General features: G+C 64.3%; 14 protein-coding genes. 9 read left to right on the plus strand and 5 right to left on the minus strand.

Features of this window, described 5'->3' with window-relative positions:
• Positions 1-186: 186 nt before the first annotated feature.
• Entirely contained in the window at positions 187-1,515 is a 1,329-nt protein-coding gene (creD, locus tag HP547_RS00700; protein ID WP_172285259.1) for a cell envelope integrity protein CreD, read from the plus strand.
• A 173-nt stretch (positions 1,516-1,688) separates the two neighbouring features.
• Here the strand turns inward: creD and HP547_RS00705 are convergent, their stop codons facing one another.
• From HP547_RS00705 to aceE, 5 genes are all read right to left on the minus strand, one after another.
• Entirely contained in the window at positions 1,689-2,312 is a 624-nt protein-coding gene (locus tag HP547_RS00705) for a glutathione S-transferase (RefSeq protein WP_172285260.1), read from the minus strand.
• 3 nt (positions 2,313-2,315) lie between these two features.
• Positions 2,316-2,984, minus strand: coding sequence for a peptide-methionine (S)-S-oxide reductase MsrA (gene msrA, locus HP547_RS00710; protein WP_172285261.1), 669 nt, complete (start codon positions 2,982-2,984; stop codon positions 2,316-2,318).
• A gap of 155 nt (positions 2,985-3,139) precedes the next feature.
• Positions 3,140-5,830, minus strand: a complete 2,691-nt coding sequence (locus HP547_RS00715) for a bifunctional diguanylate cyclase/phosphodiesterase (RefSeq protein WP_172285262.1) — start codon at positions 5,828-5,830, stop codon at positions 3,140-3,142.
• A 314-nt stretch (positions 5,831-6,144) separates the two neighbouring features.
• A complete protein-coding gene (gene aceF, locus HP547_RS00720) occupies positions 6,145-7,782 on the minus strand; it encodes a dihydrolipoyllysine-residue acetyltransferase (protein WP_172227485.1) in 1,638 nt (545 codons plus the stop codon).
• A 13-nt stretch (positions 7,783-7,795) separates the two neighbouring features.
• Positions 7,796-10,441, minus strand: coding sequence for a pyruvate dehydrogenase (acetyl-transferring), homodimeric type (gene aceE / locus HP547_RS00725; protein ID WP_172227487.1), 2,646 nt, complete (start codon positions 10,439-10,441; stop codon positions 7,796-7,798).
• Positions 10,442-10,824: 383 nt separating this feature from the next.
• On the opposite strand from aceE, the gene glnE reads away from it, so the two are divergent.
• The 8 genes from glnE to HP547_RS00765 form a co-directional block, all read left to right on the plus strand.
• Positions 10,825-13,758 (plus strand): bifunctional [glutamate--ammonia ligase]-adenylyl-L-tyrosine phosphorylase/[glutamate--ammonia-ligase] adenylyltransferase, encoded by a 2,934-nt coding sequence (gene glnE / locus HP547_RS00730; protein ID WP_172285263.1) that lies wholly within the window; start codon positions 10,825-10,827, stop codon positions 13,756-13,758.
• Between the two features lie 141 nt (positions 13,759-13,899).
• A complete protein-coding gene (gene waaF, locus HP547_RS00735; protein ID WP_172285264.1) occupies positions 13,900-14,949 on the plus strand; it encodes a lipopolysaccharide heptosyltransferase II in 1,050 nt (349 codons plus the stop codon).
• Positions 14,950-16,008, plus strand: a complete 1,059-nt coding sequence (gene waaC / locus HP547_RS00740) for a lipopolysaccharide heptosyltransferase I (RefSeq protein WP_172227493.1) — start codon at positions 14,950-14,952, stop codon at positions 16,006-16,008.
• Entirely contained in the window at positions 16,008-17,132 is a 1,125-nt protein-coding gene (locus tag HP547_RS00745) for a glycosyltransferase family 4 protein (protein ID WP_172285265.1), read from the plus strand. Before waaC ends, HP547_RS00745 begins: the two co-directional genes overlap by 1 nt.
• Positions 17,129-17,935, plus strand: a complete 807-nt coding sequence (gene rfaP / locus HP547_RS00750) for a lipopolysaccharide core heptose(I) kinase RfaP (protein ID WP_172231222.1) — start codon at positions 17,129-17,131, stop codon at positions 17,933-17,935. Before HP547_RS00745 ends, rfaP begins: the two co-directional genes overlap by 4 nt.
• The gene (locus HP547_RS00755; RefSeq protein WP_172231219.1) at positions 17,935-18,669 is read left to right on the plus strand and encodes a lipopolysaccharide kinase InaA family protein; all 735 of its coding nucleotides are present in this window, start codon (positions 17,935-17,937) and stop codon (positions 18,667-18,669) included. Before rfaP ends, HP547_RS00755 begins: the two co-directional genes overlap by 1 nt.
• The gene (locus HP547_RS00760; RefSeq protein ID WP_172231216.1) at positions 18,666-19,418 is read left to right on the plus strand and encodes a lipopolysaccharide kinase InaA family protein; all 753 of its coding nucleotides are present in this window, start codon (positions 18,666-18,668) and stop codon (positions 19,416-19,418) included. Before HP547_RS00755 ends, HP547_RS00760 begins: the two co-directional genes overlap by 4 nt.
• The coding region (locus tag HP547_RS00765) for a lipopolysaccharide kinase InaA family protein (RefSeq protein WP_306139532.1) at positions 19,418-20,008 on the plus strand (591 nt) is incomplete at its 3' end. The genes HP547_RS00760 and HP547_RS00765, both read left to right, overlap by 1 nt.

A 20,008-nucleotide genomic window follows, 5' to 3' on the forward strand; every position in this document is an offset into this window, starting at 1 on the left:
GCAAGCCAGCTCCCACAGGGATCGCATCAGGGCTGACAGAGGGTCGAATCAGGGGTGACAGATGCGATCCGTGTGGGAGCTGGCTTGCCGGCGATGAGACCCTCGAATTACACACAATCTCCACACAGTCTCCCCAAGGCCTCCATGCAAGGCGCAGACACTGCGCCCACTGCCACAGGAGGCCCCATGAACAAGACCCTCGGTTTCAAACTCGGCATGATCGCCGTGCTGATAATGCTGCTGCTCATCCCGCTGTCGCTGATCAACGGCCTGATCGACGAGCGCCAGATGCTGCGTGACAACGTGCTGCGCGACATTGCCCAGAGCGCCAGCTTCGACCAGCAGCTCAGCGGCCCGCTGCTGGTGGTGCCATACCGCAAATACCAGCGCCGCTGGATTGAAAAGGACGGCGAGCGCACCCAGGAAACCAGCACCGTCGCCGGCCACCTGTACTTCCTGCCGGAAACCTTCGATGCCGACCTGGGCGTGGATACCGAACTGCGCGCCCGCGGCATTTACCAGGCCCGCCTGTTTCACGCCAAGGGGCGCATAAGTGGCCGCTTCAAGCTCCCGGAGCGCTGGGGTATCGATAAGGATTTCGACGATTACCGCTTCGACAAGCCGTTCCTGGTGGTGGGCATCAGCGATATCCGCGGCATCGAGAATGGCCTGGAGCTGAGCATGGATACGCAGAAAGTACCGTTCGAAGCGGGTACCGGACTCGACTGGATGCGCGGTGGTGTACACGCCAGCCTGCCAGGGCTGGACGGGCAACAGGCGCGCGAATTCAGCTACGGTTTCGACCTTGCGCTGCAAGGTACCGGCCAGTTGCATGTGCTGCCGGTGGGCCGTACCAGCAGCGTGGACATGCGCGCCAACTGGCCACACCCGAGCTTCGTCGGCAACTACCTGCCCAGCCGCCGCGATATCGATGCGCAGGGCTTCAGCGCCCACTGGCAGACCTCGTTCTTCGCCACCAACCTGGAGGACGCCCTGCGCCAGTGCGCCACTGCCGGGCAGTGTGCAGAGTTCGGCGAGCGCAGCTTTGGGGTTAGCTTCGTCGACCCGGTGGACCAGTACCTGAAGAGCGAGCGGGCGATCAAGTACGCCTTGCTGTTCATCGCCCTGACCTTTGCCGGCTTCTTCCTGTTCGAGGTGCTGAAAAACCTCAGCGTGCACCCGGTGCAGTACGTCCTGGTGGGTGTGGCGCTGGCGTTCTTCTACCTGCTGTTGCTGTCGTTGTCCGAGCACATCGGCTTCGGGCTGGCGTATGGGCTGTCGGCTGCGGCGTGTGTGCTGCTGATCGGCTTCTACCTGAGCCACGTGTTGCATAGCCTGGGGCGCGGGGTCGGCTTCGCGGTGGGGTTGGCGGCGTTGTATGCGCTGCTCTACGGGCTGCTGAGTGCAGAGGACTATGCGCTACTGATGGGCTCGCTGCTGTGCTTTGGCTTGCTTGGGGTGTTCATGGTGCTGACCCGCCGGCTGGACTGGGCGCGGGTGGGGAGGGCGGCATGAGGGAGGACAGAGAGATCGGGCGCTGGCTGGCCTGGAGGATCGGGCAGCTGTTTCCTGTGATACCGAGGTGAGGTGGGGCTGCTTTGCAGCCCAATCGCCGGCAAGCCAGCTCCCACAGGTAAAGCACAAGACTCAAGAACTGTGGGGGCTGGCTTGCCGGCGATAGCGGCCTGTCAGGCGGTCGGTGCTGTTGCAACCATCGACGGCCGCTTGGCCACCTCGGCATACCAGGCAGCCAGCCCAGGCTGGCGCTCACGCCAGCCGAACTCCGGTTGGCGCAAATCCAGATACCCCAACGCACAAGCCACGCCAATCGCCGCCAGGTCGAAGCCGGACATCAGCTCGGGCAAATGCTCCTGCTCCAGGTTGGCCAGGCTCCGAGCAATCTTGTCGCCCTGCGCCTGTAGCCAGCCGTCCCAGCGCTTGTCCTCAGGCCGCAGGAAGCTCTCATACCGGCTCGACACAGCCGCATCCATGATCGCATCGGCTTGCGACACCAGCGTCATGCGCCGCCAGCGCGCGGACCCTTCACGCGGGAGCAATGGCAGGCCGACGTGCTGCAGATCGAGATACTCGCAGATCACCCGGCTGTCGTGCAGCACGGTGCCGTCGTCCAGGCGTAGCGCCGGGATCTTGCCGATCGGGTTGTCCTGGTTCAGCTGCGGGTTGCCGCTGACCGGGCTGATGTTCACCGGCTGCAACGCCACACGCCCAAGCTGGCCGGTCTCGTGCAACACCACCATGACCTTGCGCACGAACGGCGACAGTGGCGAGTGAAACAGCGTCATCGTGCTCATGCTTCAGTTCCCTTGCAGGCTCGGTGGCAGGCACACGCCGGTGCCGCCGATGCCGCAGTAGCCCTGCGGGTTCTTGGCCAGGTACTGCTGATGGTAGGCCTCGGCGAAAAACACGGTCGGCGCCTGGTCGATTTCGGTGGTGATTTCACCAAAGCCGGCTTTGCTCAGTTCGGCCTGGTAGGCGTCGCGGCTGGCCTTGGCCTGTTCCAGTTGTTCGGGGCTGGTGCAATAGATGGCCGAACGGTACTGGGTGCCGACGTCGTTGCCCTGGCGCATGCCTTGGGTGGGGTTGTGCAATTCCCAGAACATCGCCAGCAATTCGCGGTAGCTGACTTTGTCCTTATCGAAGACCACCAGCACCACTTCGGTGTGGCCGGTCAGGCCCGAGCAGACTTCTTCGTAGGTGGGGTTGGGGGTGATACCGCCGGCGTAGCCGACCACGGTGCTGACCACGCCTTCGCGTTGCCAGAAGCGGCGTTCAGCGCCCCAGAAGCAGCCCAGGCCGAAGATTGCGAAGTCGATGGCACCTTCGAAGAACGGGCCGAGCAGTGGGGTGCCTTTGAACACGTAGTGGAACTCGGGCAGGCTCATTGGCGTTTCGCGGCCAGGCAGGGCCTGTTCCGCAGTAGGCAGGACGTTTTTGTTCACCAGGATTTCCGAACGCAGGACCATGGCCGTTCCTCTGTGGTTATTCAGTTGGATAGGGTTGGGGCCTTCGCGGGTGAACCCGCTCCCACAGGTAATCCACAGATTCTGAAGGTGGTGCAATACCGGTGGGAGCGGGTTTACCCGCGAGAGGGCCCGAATGGTTTCCATATTGCCCGAGGTCAGGCCACCGGTCCACGCGGATAACGCTTCAACCGCTCGGCCAGCTCGCGCCCCGGAATCGGCCGGTCGAACAGGTACCCCTGGCCCACGTCGCAGCGGTGCCGGCGCAAGAATGCCAGCTGCGCCGGCGTCTCGATGCCCTCGGCCACCACCTTCAGCTTCAGGTTGTGCGCCATGGCCACCACGGCCGAGGTGATTTCCATGTCGTCCTGGTTGTCCGGGATTTCGTTGATGAAGCTGCGGTCGATCTTGAGGATGTCGATCGGAAACTTCTTCAGGTAGCTCAGCGACGAATAACCGGTGCCGAAGTCATCCATGGCCAGGGTCAGCCCCAGGGCTTTCAACTCGTCCAGCTGGCGGTGGGTGTCTTCACTGGCTTCCAGCAGCAGGCCTTCGGTCAGCTCCAGCTCCAGCAGGTGCGGGGGCAGGGCTTCTTCCTTGAGGATGGTGCTGATCGACGCCACCAGGTCCGGGTCGGAGAACTGCTTGGGCGACAGGTTGATGGCCACGTGCAGGTTGCCCAGGCCGGCTTTGCGCAGTTGCTGGCTCATGCAGCACGCCTGGCGCACCACCCATTTGCCGATGGGGATGATCAGGCCGGTTTCCTCGGCCACGCTGATGAACTGGTCCGGGCGGATCATGCCGCGCTCGGGGTGGTTCCAGCGCAACAGCGCTTCCAGGCCCAGCAGCCGACCGCTGCGCAGGCAGATCTTGGGCTGGTAGAACACTTCCAGCTCGTTCTGGGTCAGGGCGCGGCGCAGGTTGTTCTCTACGAACAGTTTGTAGCTGGCTTCGGCGTTCAGCACTTCGGTAAACACCTGTACCTGATGCTTGCCGTTGGCCTTGGCCTTGTGCAGCGCCAGGCCGGCGTTTTTCATCAGGCTCGCCGGGTTGACGCCGTGCAGCGGGGCGCAGGCCAGGCCGACCGAGGCGGTCACGTTGATCAGCTGGTTATCGACGAACATCGGCTTGTCGAGGGTACGCAGCAACTGCAGGGCAACGCCTTGGCCGTCTTCCAGGCTGGTGTCATCGAGCAGCACGGCGAACTCGTTGCTGGCAAAGCGCGCCAGGATGCCCCCGGCGTGCAGGCTGTTGCGCAGGCGCCGGGCCAGGCTGATCAGCAGCTTGTCGCCGGTCTGGTGGCCGAGGCTGTCGTTGATGCGCTTGAAGTTGTCGATGTCGACCAGCAGCAGGCACATCGACTTTTCGCCATCGTGGGCGAAGCGCTCGTCCAGGCTGCGGATGAACGCAGGGCGGTTGCCCAGGTTGGTCAGGTTGTCGGTGTAGGCCAGGCGCTCGATGCGTTGCTGGGCCAGCTTGGTCTGGGTGACGTCTTCGTAGATGCCGATGTAATGGGTCAGCTCACGGTTGTCGCCATACACCTTGGAAATCGACAACTGGCCCCAGTACGGCTCCAGGTTCTTGCGCCGGCTTTTGAATTCGCCCTGCCAGCTGTTGCCCATGGCCAGGCTCGACGGTGAGTCGAACAGCAGTTCGCTGAGGTTTTCCAGCGCCGGCAGCTCGCCCAGGTGGCGGCCTTGCACTTCATCGGTGCTGTACTGGGTAATGGCGGTGAAGCTTGGGTTGACGTACTCCACCCGGCCGTCGCGGTTCACCAGCAGGAAGGCGCTGGCGCTTTGCTCGACCGCGCGCTGGAACAGATGCAGGGCGCTGGCCGCAGTACGCCGGTTGTGGTTGGTGATGACCTGGGCGAACTGGTCGGCCAACTCGCCGGCGAAGGCGATTTCATCCGACTGCCAGGCCCTTGGCTGGCCGGTCTGTTCCAGGCACAGCACGCCCACGACCTGCCCATCGACGCGGATACTGGCGTCGAGCATGGCTTTGTTTTCCGGTCGCAGGCTTTTTGCCAGGGCGCGGGTGCGCGGGTCGTGGTTGGCGTTGTGGGCGTCGATCGCGCGGCTGGCGTGCAGCGCATCGAGGTAGTCCGGGAAACGGCTGGCATCGATGGCTTCGGGCTGACGGTGCTTCTGGGCGTCGCGGTACCAGGCAGTGATCGGCTCCAGGCGCTGCTCATCCAGGTGCCAGATGCTGGCGCTGTCGACCTTGTAGATCTCGCAGGCGCTGCGGGTGATCAGCTGGGCGGCCTCCAGCAGCGAGTTCTCGGCGCTGTAGCGCTGGCGGGCCAGGCGCAGGATAAGGTCTTGCTGGCCGTGTACACGTTCCAGGTGTTCAAGTTGCTCTTGCTGGGCGCGTTGGTTCAGTTGCAGGGCCAGTTGCAGGCGGTTGTTGCGCGATTCCAGCTCACTGGCTTCGCTTTCGCCTGCGTCTTCAAGCGGTTCGTCCAGCACACTCAGGTAGCCACGCAGCAGCTGGCGGTTGTGCTGTTTGTAGGCCTCACCGGCTTCCAGCAGGCGCAGCGATGCGGTTGGGGTGTGCAGGGTGTAGCGCACCCGGTAATAGCTGCGCTTGGCCAGTTGCAGCTGGATCTCGTCGTGCAGCCGGTAGCGTGCCTCGGGCTCCATCAGGCTGGCGTAGGGCGCGTCGACCAAGGCGCACAGGTCGCCGGCCAGCAGGCCGAACTGGCGCTCGCAGGCAGCGTCCAGGTAGAGCATGGCCCAGGTGGCTTCGTTGAGCCTTTCGAAACGCAGCATGCCGAGCCGCGAGGGCACGGGTAGCTGCGTGACGACCTCGGCCGCCACACGGCTGGCGGCATCGGGTTGGCTTTTCATCGAAGACTCGCTTGAAGAGGGGGCGCGGCCTTGGGGCGGCGGCGGTTCTGGCAAGGTTGCATCATGTCCCGAGGGCTGGCAAGCGGCCATGTGGGATGCTGTGGACGGGTTATCGGCTGTTTGGCCGGAAATGTTAGTTCGCCTTGAGAATTTTGGCGTCTGGGAGATCGAGCGCCGCGCGGGCGGCGCTGGGTTTCCCAGGCGCTGAAACTCTACCGGCGGACAAAAAAAGCCCCGCCAGTTGGCGGGGTTGAGGTACGAGCGTGGCAGCTCGAAAAGGGTACTGCCCCTGCACGCAGGGGCAGTGTGCAGCTTTACAGCAGCATGGTGCGGATATCGCCCAGCACGTCGCCCAGGCGCTTGGTGAAGCGCGCAGCGGCAGCGCCGTTGATCACACGGTGATCGTACGACAACGACAGCGGCAGCATCAGCTTAGGCTGGAAGGCCTTGCCATCCCAGACCGGCTGCATGGTCGCCTTGGAGACGCCCAGGATAGCCACTTCCGGCGCGTTGACGATCGGCGTGAAGCCGGTGCCGCCAATGTGGCCGAGGCTGGAAATGGTGAAGCAAGCGCCTTGCATCTCGTCAGCCGACAGCTTCTTGGTGCGGGCTTTTTCGGCCAGCGCAGCAGCTTCGGCAGCCAGTTGCAGCAGGCTCTTCTGGTCGACGTTCTTGATCACAGGGACCAGCAGGCCGTCCGGGGTGTCCACGGCGAAGCCGACGTTGACGTACTTCTTGCGGATGATGGCCTTGCCGCTTGGTGCCAGCGAGCTGTTGAAGTCCGGCAGTTCCTTCAGCAGGAACGCGCAAGCCTTCAGCAGCAGCGGCAGCACGGTCAGCTTGACGCCAGCCTTCTCGGCCACGGCCTTCTGCGCAACGCGGAAGGCTTCCAGCTCGGTGATGTCGGCGGAGTCGAACTGGGTGACGTGTGGCACGTTCAGCCAGCTGCGGTGCAGGTTGGCAGCACCGACCTGCATCAGGCGGGTCAGGGCCACTTCTTCCACTTCACCGAACTTGCTGAAGTCCACGGCAGGGATCGGCGGGATGCCAGCACCACCGGTTGCACCGGCGGCGGCCGGCGCTTCCTTGGCCTTCTGCATCATCGCTTTGACGTAGACCTGCACGTCTTCTTTCAGGATGCGGCCGTGCGGGCCGGTGGCGGCAACAGCGCCCAGCTCGACACCGAATTCACGGGCCAGTTGGCGTACCGCCGGGCCTGCGTGAACCTTGGCGTTGTTGCCGGCAGCCGGTGCAGTAGCAACCGGTGCAGCGGCAGCAGCCGGGGCGGCAGCGGCAGGTGCGGCAGCAGGTGCAGCCTCAGCCTTGGCCGGGGCAGCAGCGGCAGGCGCCGGTGCGGCAGCCGGGGCAGCGCCCGCGACTTCCAGCTTGAGGATCAGGTCGCCAGTGCCGACTTCGTCGTCCAGCTTGCAGATCACTTCCTTGACCACGCCAGCGGCAGGCGAAGGGATTTCCATGGAGGCCTTGTCGGACTCCAGGGTAATCAGCGACTGGTCGGCTTCGACGGTGTCGCCGGCCTTGACCAGTACTTCGATGATCTTGGCCTTGCCCGACGAACCGATATCCGGCACGTGGATGTCCTGCACGCTGGCGGCAGCCGGGGCTGCTGCCGGAGCAGGCGCTGGTGCGGCTTCAGCGGCAGGCGCTGCAGCAGCCTGGGCCGGGGCAGCGGCAGGCGCCTCAGGCGCCGCAGCAGCGGCGCCCTCGGCTTCCAGTACCAGCAGCTCGTCGCCTTCTTTCAGGCGGTCGCCCAGCTTGACCTTCAGTTCCTTGATGACACCGGCCTTGGGGGCCGGGATCTCCATGGAGGCCTTGTCGGACTCCAGGGTCAGCAGGCTCTGGTCAGCCTCGATACGGTCACCGACCTTGACGAACAGCTCGATGATTTCACCTTCACCGCTGCCGATGTCAGGTACGCGAATGAGTTCGCTCACTTAAAAATACTCCTCAGCAGTCCAGTGGGTTGCGCTTGTCCGGGTCGATGCCGAACTTGACGATGGCGTCAGCCACAACCTTGGGTTCGATCTCGCCACGGTCAGCCAGGGCTTCCAGGGCAGCCAGCACCACGAAGTGGCGGTCGACTTCGAAGAAGTGACGCAGCTTCTTGCGGCTGTCGCTGCGGCCGTAACCGTCGGTACCCAGTACCTTGAACTCTTTGCTCGGTACCCACTGGCGAATCTGTTCGGCGAACAGCTTCATGTAGTCGGTAGAAGCGATGACCGGGCCTTTGCGACCGTTCAGGCACTGCTCGACGTAAGTCTCCTGTGGCTTCTGGCCAGGCTTCAGGCGGTTTGCGCGTTCCACGGCCAGGCCGTCGCGACGCAGTTCGTTGAAGCTGGTGACGCTCCACACGTCGGCACCGACGTTGAACTCTTCACGCAGGATCTTCGCCGCTTCGCGGACTTCGCGCAGGATGGTGCCGGAGCCCATCAGCTGAACGTGGTGCGCGGCTTCGCGGGTGTCTTCCTCGAGCAGGTACATGCCCTTGATGATGCCTTCCTCGACACCGGCCGGCATGGCTGGCTGCTGGTAGGATTCGTTCATCACGGTGATGTAGTAGAAGATGTCCTGTTGCTCTTCGGTCATCTTCTTCATGCCGTCCTGGATGATCACCGCCAGCTCGTAGCCGTAGGTCGGATCGTAGGTGCGGCAGTTCGGGATGGTGCCCGCCATCATATGGCTGTGACCGTCTTCGTGCTGCAGGCCTTCACCGTTCAGGGTGGTGCGCCCGGCAGTACCGCCGATCAGGAAGCCACGGGTGCGGCTGTCGCCAGCGGCCCAGGCCAGGTCGCCGATACGCTGGAAACCGAACATCGAGTAGAAGATGTAGAACGGCAGCATCGGCTGGTTGTGGCAGCTGTACGAGGTACCGGCAGCGATGAACGACGACATGGCGCCGGCTTCGTTGATGCCTTCCTCGAGGATCTGGCCCTTCTTGTCTTCGCGGTAGAACATCACCTGGTCTTTATCGACTGGCTCGTAGAGCTGGCCGACCGACGAGTAGATGCCCAGCTGGCGGAACATGCCTTCCATACCGAAGGTACGGGCTTCGTCCGGGATGATCGGGACGATGCGCTGGCCGATGTCCTTGTCCTTGACCAGCTGCGCCAGAATACGCACGAAGGCCATGGTGGTGGAGATTTCGCGGTCGCCCGAGCCGTCCAGGATCGCTTTCAGCGTTTCCAGTGGCGGGGTCGGCACGCTGAAGCTCTTGGCGCGGCGCTGTGGCACGAAGCCGCCCAGGGCTGCACGGCGCTCGGCCAGGTATTTGGCTTCGGCAGAACCTTCTTCCGGCTTGAAGAACGGCAGGTTCTCCAGGTCGGCATCCTTGACCGGGATGTCGAAGCGATCACGGAAGTGACGCAGGCTGTCGACGTCGACCTTCTTGGTGTTGTGCGCGGTGTTCTTGGCTTCGCCAGCACCGGTGCCGTAACCCTTGATGGTCTTGGCCAGGATGACGGTCGGCTGCTCTTTATGGTTCACAGCCTGGTGGTACGCCGCGTAGACCTTGTACGGGTCGTGGCCGCCACGGTTGAGCTTCCAGATCTCGTCGTCGGACAGGTCTTCGACCATGGCCTTGAGCTCTGGGGTGTTGAAGAAGTTTTCACGAACGTACGCGCCGTCTTTGGCTTTGTAGTTCTGGTACTCGCCGTCGATGACTTCGTCCATGCGGCGCTGCAGGGCACCGTTGGTGTCCTTGGCCAGCAGTGGGTCCCAGAAGCGGCCCCAGACGACTTTGTTGACGTTCCAGCCACCGCCACGGAACACGCCTTCGAGTTCCTGGATGATCTTGCCGTTGCCGCGAACCGGGCCGTCGAGGCGCTGCAGGTTGCAGTTGATGACGAAGATCAGGTTGTCCAGCTTCTCGCGGCCGGCCAGGGCGATTGCGCCCAGGGATTCCGGCTCGTCGCACTCGCCGTCGCCCATGAAGCACCAGACCTTCTGCTTGCCGGCCGGGATGAAGCCACGGGCTTCCAGGTACTTCATGAAGCGCGCCTGGTAGATGGCCTGGATCGGGCCCAGACCCATCGATACGGTCGGGAACTGCCAGAAGTCAGGCATCAGCCATGGGTGTGGGTACGAAGACAGGCCTTTGCCGTCCACTTCCTGACGGAAGTTGTTCATCTGCTCTTCGTTGATGCGGCCTTCCATGAAGGCACGGGCGTAGACGCCTGGCGAAGCGTGGCCCTGGAAGAACACCAGGTCGCCGCCGTGTTCATCGGTCGGGGCCTGGAAGAAGTAGTTGAAGCCGATGTCGTACAGGGTGGCGCTGGAGGCGAAGCTGGAGATGTGTCCGCCCAGGTCCGAGTCTTTCAGGTTGGTGCGCATGACCATGGCCAGGGCGTTCCAACGCACCATCGAGCGAATGCGGCGTTCCATGAACAGGTCGCCAGGCATGCGTGCTTCGTGGGTGACAGGGATGGTGTTGCGGTATGGCGTGGTGATCGCATACGGCAGCTGGGAGCCACTGCGGGTGGCCAGCTCGCCCATACGGGTCATCAGGTAATGAGCGCGGTCTTCGCCTTCTTTGTCGAGGACCGACTCCAGGGCATCCAGCCATTCCTGGGTTTCGATTGGATCGAGGTCTTGCATGGCTTGCTCCAGGGCGGAAAGGCAACCAGAATCGATTGCCTGAGATTGCGACTGGCCTTATGGGCAGACGTCGTGAATTCTTGGATTACCGGGGTGTCATCCGGCGCCGTGTAGTTTTACTACATTTGCTTCCGCATTTCATGCTTTTACACGACATGAGTAGTAGTAAAACTACATTTGTGCGACGTTTGGTCGCACCTTGGCTTGTGAGGAAAAACGTTCATGTTGGTTGGCATTGTGTCGCGAACGGGTGGTTCTTGATGTTTGTTGCCAGATTTTCGTTTTTTTCAGCTATTTCCAACTTTTGTACGACAGTCCAACCGTGGTCCGGCTTTCCCTTGGCCGCTTTTTCCCTTCTATTTCACGCCGATCAAGGATAGACCATGCGCCTACCTTTGCCGCCAGACCTGCCCACCAGCCTGCAGCCGCTGGTCACTCGCAACCAGCAGTTCCTCGGCGATGCCGTGGCTGGCCACCCCGAACTCGACCTGAGCAGTTGGAGCCCGGCCCATCGGCAACAGTTCGATCAGGTTGCCGCCGCCAGCGACTTCGTCCTCGGCCTGGTCCAGCGCGAGCCCGCCATGCTCTGCGCGTTGTTGGCCAGCGGCGAGCTGGAGCGGCGTTACGCAGCGGGTGAACTGCGCGGCCATATTGCCGCGACCGCCCGCGCGGCGCAGAGCGAGGACGAGCTGGCGCGCAATCTGCGCCGCGAGCGCAACCGCCAGCAGCTGCGCATCATCTGGCGCGACATCACCCGCCAGGCCGAGCTGGGCGAAACCTGCCGCGATCTGTCCGACCTGGCCGATGCCGCCATCGACGAAGCCTACCAGTGGCTGTACCCGCGCCATTGCCAGCAGTTCGGCACGCCCATCGGCAACCGCAGCGGCCAGCCGCAGCACATGGTGGTGCTGGGCATGGGCAAGCTGGGCGCGGTGGAGCTGAACCTGTCGTCGGACATCGACCTGATCTTCGGCTTCCCTGAGGGCGGCGAAACCGAAGGGGTCAAGCGCTCGCTGGACAACCAGGAGTTCTTCACCCGCCTGGGCCAGCGCCTGATCAAGGCGCTGGACCCGGTTACCGTCGACGGCTTCGTGTTCCGCGTCGACATGCGCCTGCGTCCTTACGGCTCTGCGGGCGCGCTGGTGCTCAGCTTCAATGCGCTGGAGCAGTACTACCAGGACCAGGGTCGCGACTGGGAACGCTACGCGATGATCAAGGCACGAGTGGTGGCCGGCGACCAGGCGGCAGGTGCGCAGCTGCAGGAGATGCTGCGCCCGTTCGTGTACCGCCGCTACCTGGACTTTTCTGCGATCGAAGCGCTGCGCACCATGAAGCAGCTGATCCAGCAGGAAGTGCGGCGCAAGGGCATGGCCGACAACATCAAGCTGGGTGCCGGTGGCATTCGCGAGGTGGAGTTCATTGCCCAGGCCTTCCAGCTGATCCACGGCGGGCGCGACCTCAGCCTGCAGCAGCGGCCGTTGCTCAAGGTGCTGGCCACCCTGGAAGGCCAGGGTTACCTGCCCCCAGCCGTGGTCGCCGAGCTGCGCGAAGGCTATGAATTCCTGCGCTACACCGAACACGCCATCCAGGCCATCGCCGACCGCCAGACGCAGATGCTGCCCGACAGCGAGCTCGACCAGGCGCGGGTTGCCTACATCCTCGGCTTTGCCGACTGGCAGGGTTTCCACGACCAGTTGATGTACTGGCGTGGCCGCATCGACTGGCACTTCCGCCAGGTTATCGCCGACCCGGATGATGAAGACGGCGAGGGCGAGCTGGTAGTGGGCGGCGAATGGTCGCCGCTGTGGGAGCAGGCACAGGATGAAGAGGCCGCAGGGCGGCAGCTGCAGGAGGCCGGTTTCAAGGAGCCCGTCGAAGCGCTGCGGCGCCTGGCCGCATTACGCTCCAGCCCGCAATTGCGCTCGATCCAGCGTATCGGCCGTGAACGCCTGGACGCCTTTATCCCGCGTTTGCTGGCCCAGGCCGTCGAGCATGACAACCCCGACCTGGTGCTTGAACGGGTGTTGCCGCTGGTGGAGGCGGTGGCGCGGCGTTCGGCCTACCTGGTACTGCTGACCGAAAACCCTGGAGCCCTGCGCCGCCTGCTGACCCTGTGCGCCGCCAGCCCCTGGATCGCCGAGCAGATGGCCCGCTACCCGCTGCTGCTCGATGAACTGCTCAATGAAGGCCGCCTGTTCAGCCCGCCGCTGGCGCCGGAGCTGGCCAGCGAGCTGCGTGAACGGCTGACGCGAATCCCCGAGGACGACCTGGAACAGCAGATGGAGGCGCTGCGTCACTTCAAGCTGGCCCACAGCCTGCGGGTGGCCGCCTCGGAAATCAGCGGCAACCTGCCCTTGATGAAAGTCAGCGACTACCTGACCTGGCTGGCCGAAGCCATCCTCGACCAGGTGCTGGCCCTGGCCTGGCGCCAGACCGTGGCCCGGCATGGCCAGCCCAAGCGCAGTGACGGCAGCTTGTGCGACCCGGGCTTCATCATCATCGGTTATGGAAAGGTGGGTGGCCTGGAGCTTGGGCACGGCTCGGACCTGGACCTGGTGTTCATCCACGACGGCGACCCGCAGGCGGAAACCGACGGTACCAAGCCCATCGACAGCGCCCAGTTCTTCACCCGCCTGGGCCAACGTATCATCCACCTGCTGACCACCCAGACCAACTCGGGGCAGCTGTATGACGTCGACATGCGTCTGCGCCCCTCGGGTGCCTCGGGCCTGCTGGTGAGCTCGCTGGGCGCGTTCGAGCGCTACCAGCAGAACGAAGCCTGGACCTGGGAACATCAGGCCCTGGTGCGAGCCCGTGTGCTGGTGGGTTGCAAGCAGGTCGGCACGGCGTTCGAAGGTGTGCGTGCCAAGGTGCTGGGCCAGGCCCGTGACCTGGAAAAACTGCGCACCGAAGTGAGCGAAATGCGCGCCAAGATGCGCGGTAACCTCGGCACCAAGGCCACGGCTGCCGGTACTGCGGCCAATGCTTTCGAAGCCGGTGTACCCTTCGATATCAAGCAGGATGCCGGCGGTATCGTCGATATCGAATTTATGGTGCAATACGCCGCTTTGGCCTGGTCCCACGACCACCCGGCCATACTCCGATGGACCGATAACATCCGCATTCTGGAAGAGCTGGAGCAGGCAGGTTTGATGCCGGCCAGTGACGCGGTGCTGTTGCGTGAGGTGTACAAGGCGTTCCGCTCGGCCTCGCACCGCCAGGCCTTGCAGAAGCAGGCCGGGGTGATCGACGCGGCGCAGTTTGCCGACGAACGCCGTGAGGTGCGGCGCATCTGGGGTGAGTTGGGCCTGACTTGAGACTGTCGGGGCGGCAAAGCAGCCCCAAAGGCTCATGGTCCACCACCGGTGTTACACTGTCCGCCACATAGCCTGAATATAAAGAGGGGAGGCCAGGCTGTACCGCAGCCTGTAGCCTCCCCGAGCGTTTCTGGACTAAGCATGAGAATACTGATCATTGGCCCCAGCTGGGTCGGCGACATGGTGATGGCGCAGACCCTGTTCCAGTGCCTGAAACAGCAGCACCCCGACTGCGTGATCGATGTGCTGGCCCCCGAGTGGAGCCGGCCGATCCTCGAACGCATGCCCGAGGTGCGCCAGGCCTTGAGCTTCCCGCTCGGCCACGGCGCGCTGGAGCTGGCCACGCGGCGGCGCATCGGCAAGTCACTGGCCGGCCAGTACGACCAGGCCATCTTGCTGCCCAACTCGCTGAAGTCGGCGCTGGTGCCGTTCTTTGCCGGCATCCCCAAACGCACCGGCTGGCGCGGCGAAATGCGCTTCGGCCTGCTCAATGACGTGCGCAAGCTGGACAAGGCCCGCTACCCGCTGATGATCGAGCGCTTCATGGCCCTGGCCTATGCGCCCGGCGCCGAGTTGCCGCAGCCGTACCCGCGCCCCAGCCTGCAGATCGAAGCGCAGAGCCGTGAGGCCGCCCTGGCCAAGTTTGGCCTGGAGCTGGACCGCCCCGTGCTGGCGCTGTGCCCAGGTGCCGAATTCGGCGAGGCCAAGCGCTGGCCGGCCGAGCACTATGCCGCTGTAGCCGATGCAATGATCCGCCAGGGCTGGCAGGTGTGGCTGTTCGGTTCGAAGAACGACCACCCGGTGGGTGAGCAGATCCGCGACCGGCTGATCCCGGGTTTCCGTGAAGAATCATCCAACCTGGCCGGCGAAACCTCGCTGGCCGAGGCCATCGACCTGATGTCCTGCGCGCATGCCGTGGTGTCCAACGACTCCGGCCTGATGCACGTGGCGGCTGCGCTGAACCGCCCGCTGGTGGCGGTGTACGGCTCGACTTCGCCAGGTTTCACACCGCCGCTGGCCGAGCAGGTGGAGGTGGTGCGCACCGGTATCGAGTGCAGCCCGTGCTTCGACCGTACCTGCCGCTTCGGCCACTACAACTGCCTGCGCCTGCTTGAGCCGGGCAAAGTCATTGCCGCCCTGCACAGCCTGAGCGGCCCGGATTTGATCGATACCGTGGCCGAGGTCGACTAAGTGCGGGTACTGATCATCAAGACCTCGTCGCTGGGTGATGTGATCCACACCCTGCCGGCCCTTACCGATGCCGCCCACGCCATCCCGGGCATCCGTTTCGATTGGGTGGTGGAAGAAGGCTTTGCCGAAATCCCCAGCTGGCACCCCGCGGTCGACCAGGTGATCCCGGTGGCGATACGCCGTTGGCGCAAAAACCTCTGGCAAACCATCAAGAGTGGCGAGTGGAAGGCGTTCAAGCAGCGTGTGCGCGAGCGCAAATATGACCTGGTGATCGATGCCCAGGGCCTGGTCAAGTCGGCCTGGCTGACCCGCCTGGTGAAAGCCCCGGTAGCCGGGCTGGACCGCTACTCGGCCCGCGAAGGCTGGGCCAGCCGCTTCTATGACCGGCGCCTGTCGGTTGCCACGGGGCAGCACGCCGTGGAGCGGGTGCGCCAGCTGTTCGCGATGGCCCTGGCCTACGACCTGCCGGAAGGCCTCGGCGACTACGGCCTCGACCTGCAGCGCCTGCAACTGCCGCCGGCCGCCCCGTACGTGGTGTTCCTGCATGGCACCACCTGGGTGACCAAGCACTGGCCCGAAGCCTACTGGCGCGAACTGGCCGAGCGCATGGGCCGGCGCAAGCTGGAAGTGCGCCTGCCCTGGGGCAACCCGGCCGAAAAGGCCCGCGCCGAGCGCATCGCCCAGGGCTTGAACAACTGCCAGGTACTCCCCAAATTGAACCTTGTCGGGGTTGCTCGCGTACTGGCGGCGGCAAAGGCCTGCGTGGCGGTCGATACCGGCCTTGGCCACCTGGCGGCGGCACTCGATGTACCCACCATTTCGCTGTTCGGCCCGACCAACCCGGGCCTGACTGGCGCCTACGGACGGACCCAGATTCACCAGGCCAGTGACTGGCCTTGCGCTCCCTGCCTGCAGAAGAAGTGCACCTACAAACCGAGCGCCGATGACCTGCGCCGGTTCGATCTGAATCGCGAGTGGCCACTGTGCTTCACTCGCCTGAATCCCGAGCATGTGGCGAGCCGCTTGAGCGCGTTGCTGCTGGCTGAGGATGTCCGTTGATGCAACTGGCTTTCGTGCTTTACAAATATTTCCCCTTCGGCGGGCTGCAGCGTGATTTCATGCGCATTGCCCTGGAATGCCAGAAGCGGGGCCACCAGATCCGTGTCTACACGTTGATCTGGGAGGGCGACATTCCGCCGGGCTTCGAAGTGCTGGTGGCGCCGGTGAAGGCGATTTTCAACCACCGCCGCAACGAGAAGCTCAGCGCCTGGATGGCCGCCGACCTGGCCAGGCGCCCGGTCGACCGGCTGATCGGTTTCAACAAGATGCCCGGGCTGGACGTGTACTACGCCGCCGACGGCTGCTTCGAGGACAAGGCGCAAACCTTGCGTGGTGGCCTGTACCGTCGCTGGGGCCGTTACCGGCACTTTGCCGAGTATGAGCGTGCCGTGTTCGCCAAGGACGCGCATACCGAAGTGCTGATGATTTCCGAAGTGCAGCAGCCGCTGTTCATCAAGCACTACGGCACCCCGGTGGAGCGCTTCCACCTGCTGCCGCCAGGCATTTCCCAGGACCGCCGCGCACCGGCCAATGCCGCCGAGATCCGCGCCGGGTTCCGCAAGGAATTCAACCTGGATGACGACGACCTGCTGCTGGTGCAGATTGGCTCGGGCTTCAAGACCAAGGGTGTGGACCGCAGCCTCAAGGCCCTGGCGGCACTGCCGTCGGCCCTGCGCAAGCGCACGAAGTTGATGGTGATCGGCCAGGACGACCCCAAGGTATTCCAGCTGCAGAGCGCCACACTGGGCCTGGGCGACCAGGTGCAGTTCCTCAAGGGCCGCAGCGATATCCCGCGTTTCCTGTTGGGCGCCGACCTGTTGATTCACCCGGCGTACAACGAAAACACCGGCACGGTGCTGCTCGAAGCGCTGGTGGCTGGCCTGCCGGTGCTGGTGTCCAGGGTGTGCGGCTATGCCCATTACATCGCCGAGGCCGACTGCGGCCTGGTGCTGGACGAACCGTTCGAGCAGGAACAGCTCAATAGTTACCTGCAGCGCATGCTCGAAGACCCGCAGGCCCGCGCCGACTGGGCGCGCAATGGCCTGGCCTTCGCCGACACGGCAGACCTGTACAGCATGCCGCAGCATGCCGCCGATGTGATCCTGGGGCAGGAGACCGCATGAAGCTGATACTGGCCGAACCGTTCAAGCGCCTGTGGGCCGGGCGTGATGCCTTCGACGCCGTCGAAGGGCTGCAAGGCGAGGTGTACCGCGAGCTGGAAGGGCGCCGCACGCTGCGCACCGAAGTGGCGGGCGAGGGCTTTTTCGTCAAGATTCACCGCGGCATCGGCTGGGGCGAGGTTTTCAAGAACCTGTTCACCGCCAAGCTGCCGGTGCTCGGCGCGGGCCAGGAGTGGCGCGCCATTCAGCGCCTGCATGAGGTTGGTGTGCCGACCATGACCGCCGTCGCCTATGGCGAGCGTGGCAGCAATCCTGCCACCCAGCACTCGTTCATCATCACCGAGGAACTGGCGCCGACCGTCAGCCTGGAAGACTTCAGCCTCGACTGGGTCCGGCAGCCGCCCGAGCCGCGCCTGAAGCGTGCGCTGATCGGCGAAGTGGCAAAGATGACCGGTGGCATGCACCGCGCCGGGGTCAACCACCGCGACTGCTACATCTGTCACTTCCTGCTGCACACCGACCGCCCGGTTACGGCGGACGATTTCAAATTGTCGGTCATCGACCTGCACCGCGCGCAGACCCGGGCAACCATCAGCCGCCGCTGGCGCGACAAGGACCTGGCCGCGCTGTATTTCTCGGCGCTGGACATCGGTCTTACCCGACGCGACAAGCTGCGCTTCCTGCGCGCTTACTTCCAGCGCCCGCTGCGACAGGTGCTGAAGGATGAAGCCGCGCTGCTCGCCTGGCTGGAGCGCAAGGCGCAGAAACTCTACGACCGCAAGCAACGCTACGGGGATGCACTCTGATGGCGGGCTGGACACTGGCGCCGGGTTACCAACACCTGGCGGCGGACTTCGGCAGCCTCGAAGCGGTATTTGCCCTGCAAGGCGAACGCCTGACCCGCGACCCGCTCAGCGAGGTGGTGCGCATCGAGCGTGACGGCGTCAACTACTACGTCAAACGCTACACCGGGGCCGGCAAGCACCTGCGCCGCTACCTTGGCCGGCCACGCATCAAGGCCGAATGGCAGAACCTCAAGCAGTTCGCCAAGTGGGGCATTCCCACCGCCGAAGTAGTCGCCTGGGGCCTGGAGCGCGATGGCCTGGCCTTCGGCCGTGGTGCGATGATCACCCGCGAGTTGCCACGCACCGAAGACCTGTCGGCGCTGGCAGAGCGCAACGATGCACGGCTGGCGGACCGTGCCTGGGTCGCGCATGTCAGCAGCCAGCTGGCGCGCCACACCCGGGTCATGCACCAGCACCATTTCGCCCACAACGACCTGAAATGGCGCAACCTGCTGGTCGATGACCAGGGCACGCTGTTTTTCATCGACTGCCCCACCGGCGACTTCTGGCGCGGCTTCATGTGGCGGCACCGGATGATCAAGGACCTGGCCTGCCTGGACAAAGTGGCCAAATACCACCTCACCGCTACCCAGCGCCTGCGCTTCTACCTGCAATACCGTGGCCGCGACCGCTTGAATGTGCGTGACAAGAAGCGCATTCGCCAGGTATTGGGCTTTTTCGAGGGAAGGGAATGACCGATTACCTGGCCAGCGCGGACGTCGCGCTGCTCAAACGCCATGGCCTGGACGACTTCGAGGCGCTGTGGGCGCTGCAACTGGATGCCGTGGACGAACCCAACACCGGCCGCGGCGGCTGGAGCAGCGTGTACAGGCTGGAACTCGAAGGCAAGGGCTACTACCTCAAGCGCCAGAGCGACTACCTGACCCGTACCCTGCACCGGCCCTTTGGCGAACCCACCTTCGCCCGCGAATTCCGCAATATCAGCCGCTACCAGAAACTGCACATTCCCGCCTTGCAGGCGGTGTTCTATGGCGAACGCAAGCAGGCCGGCAAGCACCGGGCCATCCTGATGACCCGCGCCCTGGACGAATGGGCCGACCTCGACAGCCTGCTGGCCCAATGGCTACAGCTGGGCGGGGCCGAGCGCAACGGCATCCTCCAGGCCTGTGGCCAGCTGGCGCGCACGCTGCACAGCGCCGGCCAGGTGCATGGCTGCTTCTACCCCAAGCACATCTTCCTGCGCCAGCGCCGCGAAGGCTGGGACGCGCAGCTGATCGACCTGGAAAAAACCCGGCCGCTGCTGTTTGGCATGCGCGACCGCCTGAAGGACCTGGAGCCGCTGCTGCGTCGTGCCCGGGCCTGGGGCGAAGCCGATATCCGCACCCTGCTGGCCACCTACCTGGCACAGCCTGCCGATGGCCGGCTGGTCGACACCTGGCTGCAACGCCTGACGCAACGCCGTCGTGAAAAAGAGGCCCGCTGATGCGTTTGTCTGAACTGAAAAGGGCCGGGCGCAGCCCTGCATTGCCCCTGAGTATCACCCTGGCCGATGCCGCCGGCAGCGCCGAGTTGCAACTGCTCAGCCTGCTGCGTGTGTTGCCGGGCCAGCGCTATGTGGGGGCTGGCGTGTGGCGTGGCACCCCGGTGCTGGCCAAGTTGCTGGTGGGCAGCCATGCGGCCCGGCACTTCCAGCGTGAGTTGCAAGGCGTAAAGCTGCTGGCTGAGCAGGGCCTGACCACGCCGAAGCTGCTGGCCGACGGCCTCAAGGAAGGCGAGGGCGGCTGGCTGTTGTTCGAGTTCCTCGACGGCGCCGAAAGCCTGGCTGATGCCTGGGCTGGCGTAGAGCACCTGCCGGTGCTGGCCGACGAACAGCACCTGGTGCTGGGCGAAGCGCTGACTGCAGTGGCGCACATGCACGCCCAGGGCCTGTGGCAAGAAGACCTGCACCTGGACAACCTGCTGCGTCATGGCGGCAAGCTGTACCTGATCGATGGCGCCGGCATCAAGGCCGAAACGCCCGGCCAGCAGTTGTCACGCCCGCGCGTACTGGAAAACCTCGGCGTGTTCTTCGCC

It is taken from the genome of Pseudomonas sp. CM27 (assembly GCF_013179515.1).
GTDB lineage: Bacteria > Pseudomonadota > Gammaproteobacteria > Pseudomonadales > Pseudomonadaceae > Aquipseudomonas.

What these genes read in the sequence shown, in the direction of transcription:
- creD (WP_172285259.1), top strand. Translation starts at nt 187, where the DNA reads ATGAACAAGACCCTCGGTTTCAAACTCGGCATGATCGCCGTGCTGATA.
- HP547_RS00705 (WP_172285260.1), bottom strand. Translation starts at nt 2,312, where the DNA reads ATGAGCACGATGACGCTGTTTCACTCGCCACTGTCGCCGTTCGTGCGC.
- msrA (WP_172285261.1), bottom strand. Translation starts at nt 2,984, where the DNA reads ATGGTCCTGCGTTCGGAAATCCTGGTGAACAAAAACGTCCTGCCTACT.
- HP547_RS00715 (WP_172285262.1), bottom strand. Translation starts at nt 5,830, where the DNA reads ATGAAAAGCCAACCCGATGCCGCCAGCCGTGTGGCGGCCGAGGTCGTC.
- aceE (WP_172227487.1), bottom strand. Translation starts at nt 10,441, where the DNA reads ATGCAAGACCTCGATCCAATCGAAACCCAGGAATGGCTGGATGCCCTG.
- glnE (WP_172285263.1), top strand. Translation starts at nt 10,825, where the DNA reads ATGCGCCTACCTTTGCCGCCAGACCTGCCCACCAGCCTGCAGCCGCTG.
- waaF (WP_172285264.1), top strand. Translation starts at nt 13,900, where the DNA reads ATGAGAATACTGATCATTGGCCCCAGCTGGGTCGGCGACATGGTGATG.
- HP547_RS00745 (WP_172285265.1), top strand. Translation starts at nt 16,008, where the DNA reads ATGCAACTGGCTTTCGTGCTTTACAAATATTTCCCCTTCGGCGGGCTG.
- rfaP (WP_172231222.1), top strand. Translation starts at nt 17,129, where the DNA reads ATGAAGCTGATACTGGCCGAACCGTTCAAGCGCCTGTGGGCCGGGCGT.
- HP547_RS00755 (WP_172231219.1), top strand. Translation starts at nt 17,935, where the DNA reads ATGGCGGGCTGGACACTGGCGCCGGGTTACCAACACCTGGCGGCGGAC.
- HP547_RS00760 (WP_172231216.1), top strand. Translation starts at nt 18,666, where the DNA reads ATGACCGATTACCTGGCCAGCGCGGACGTCGCGCTGCTCAAACGCCAT.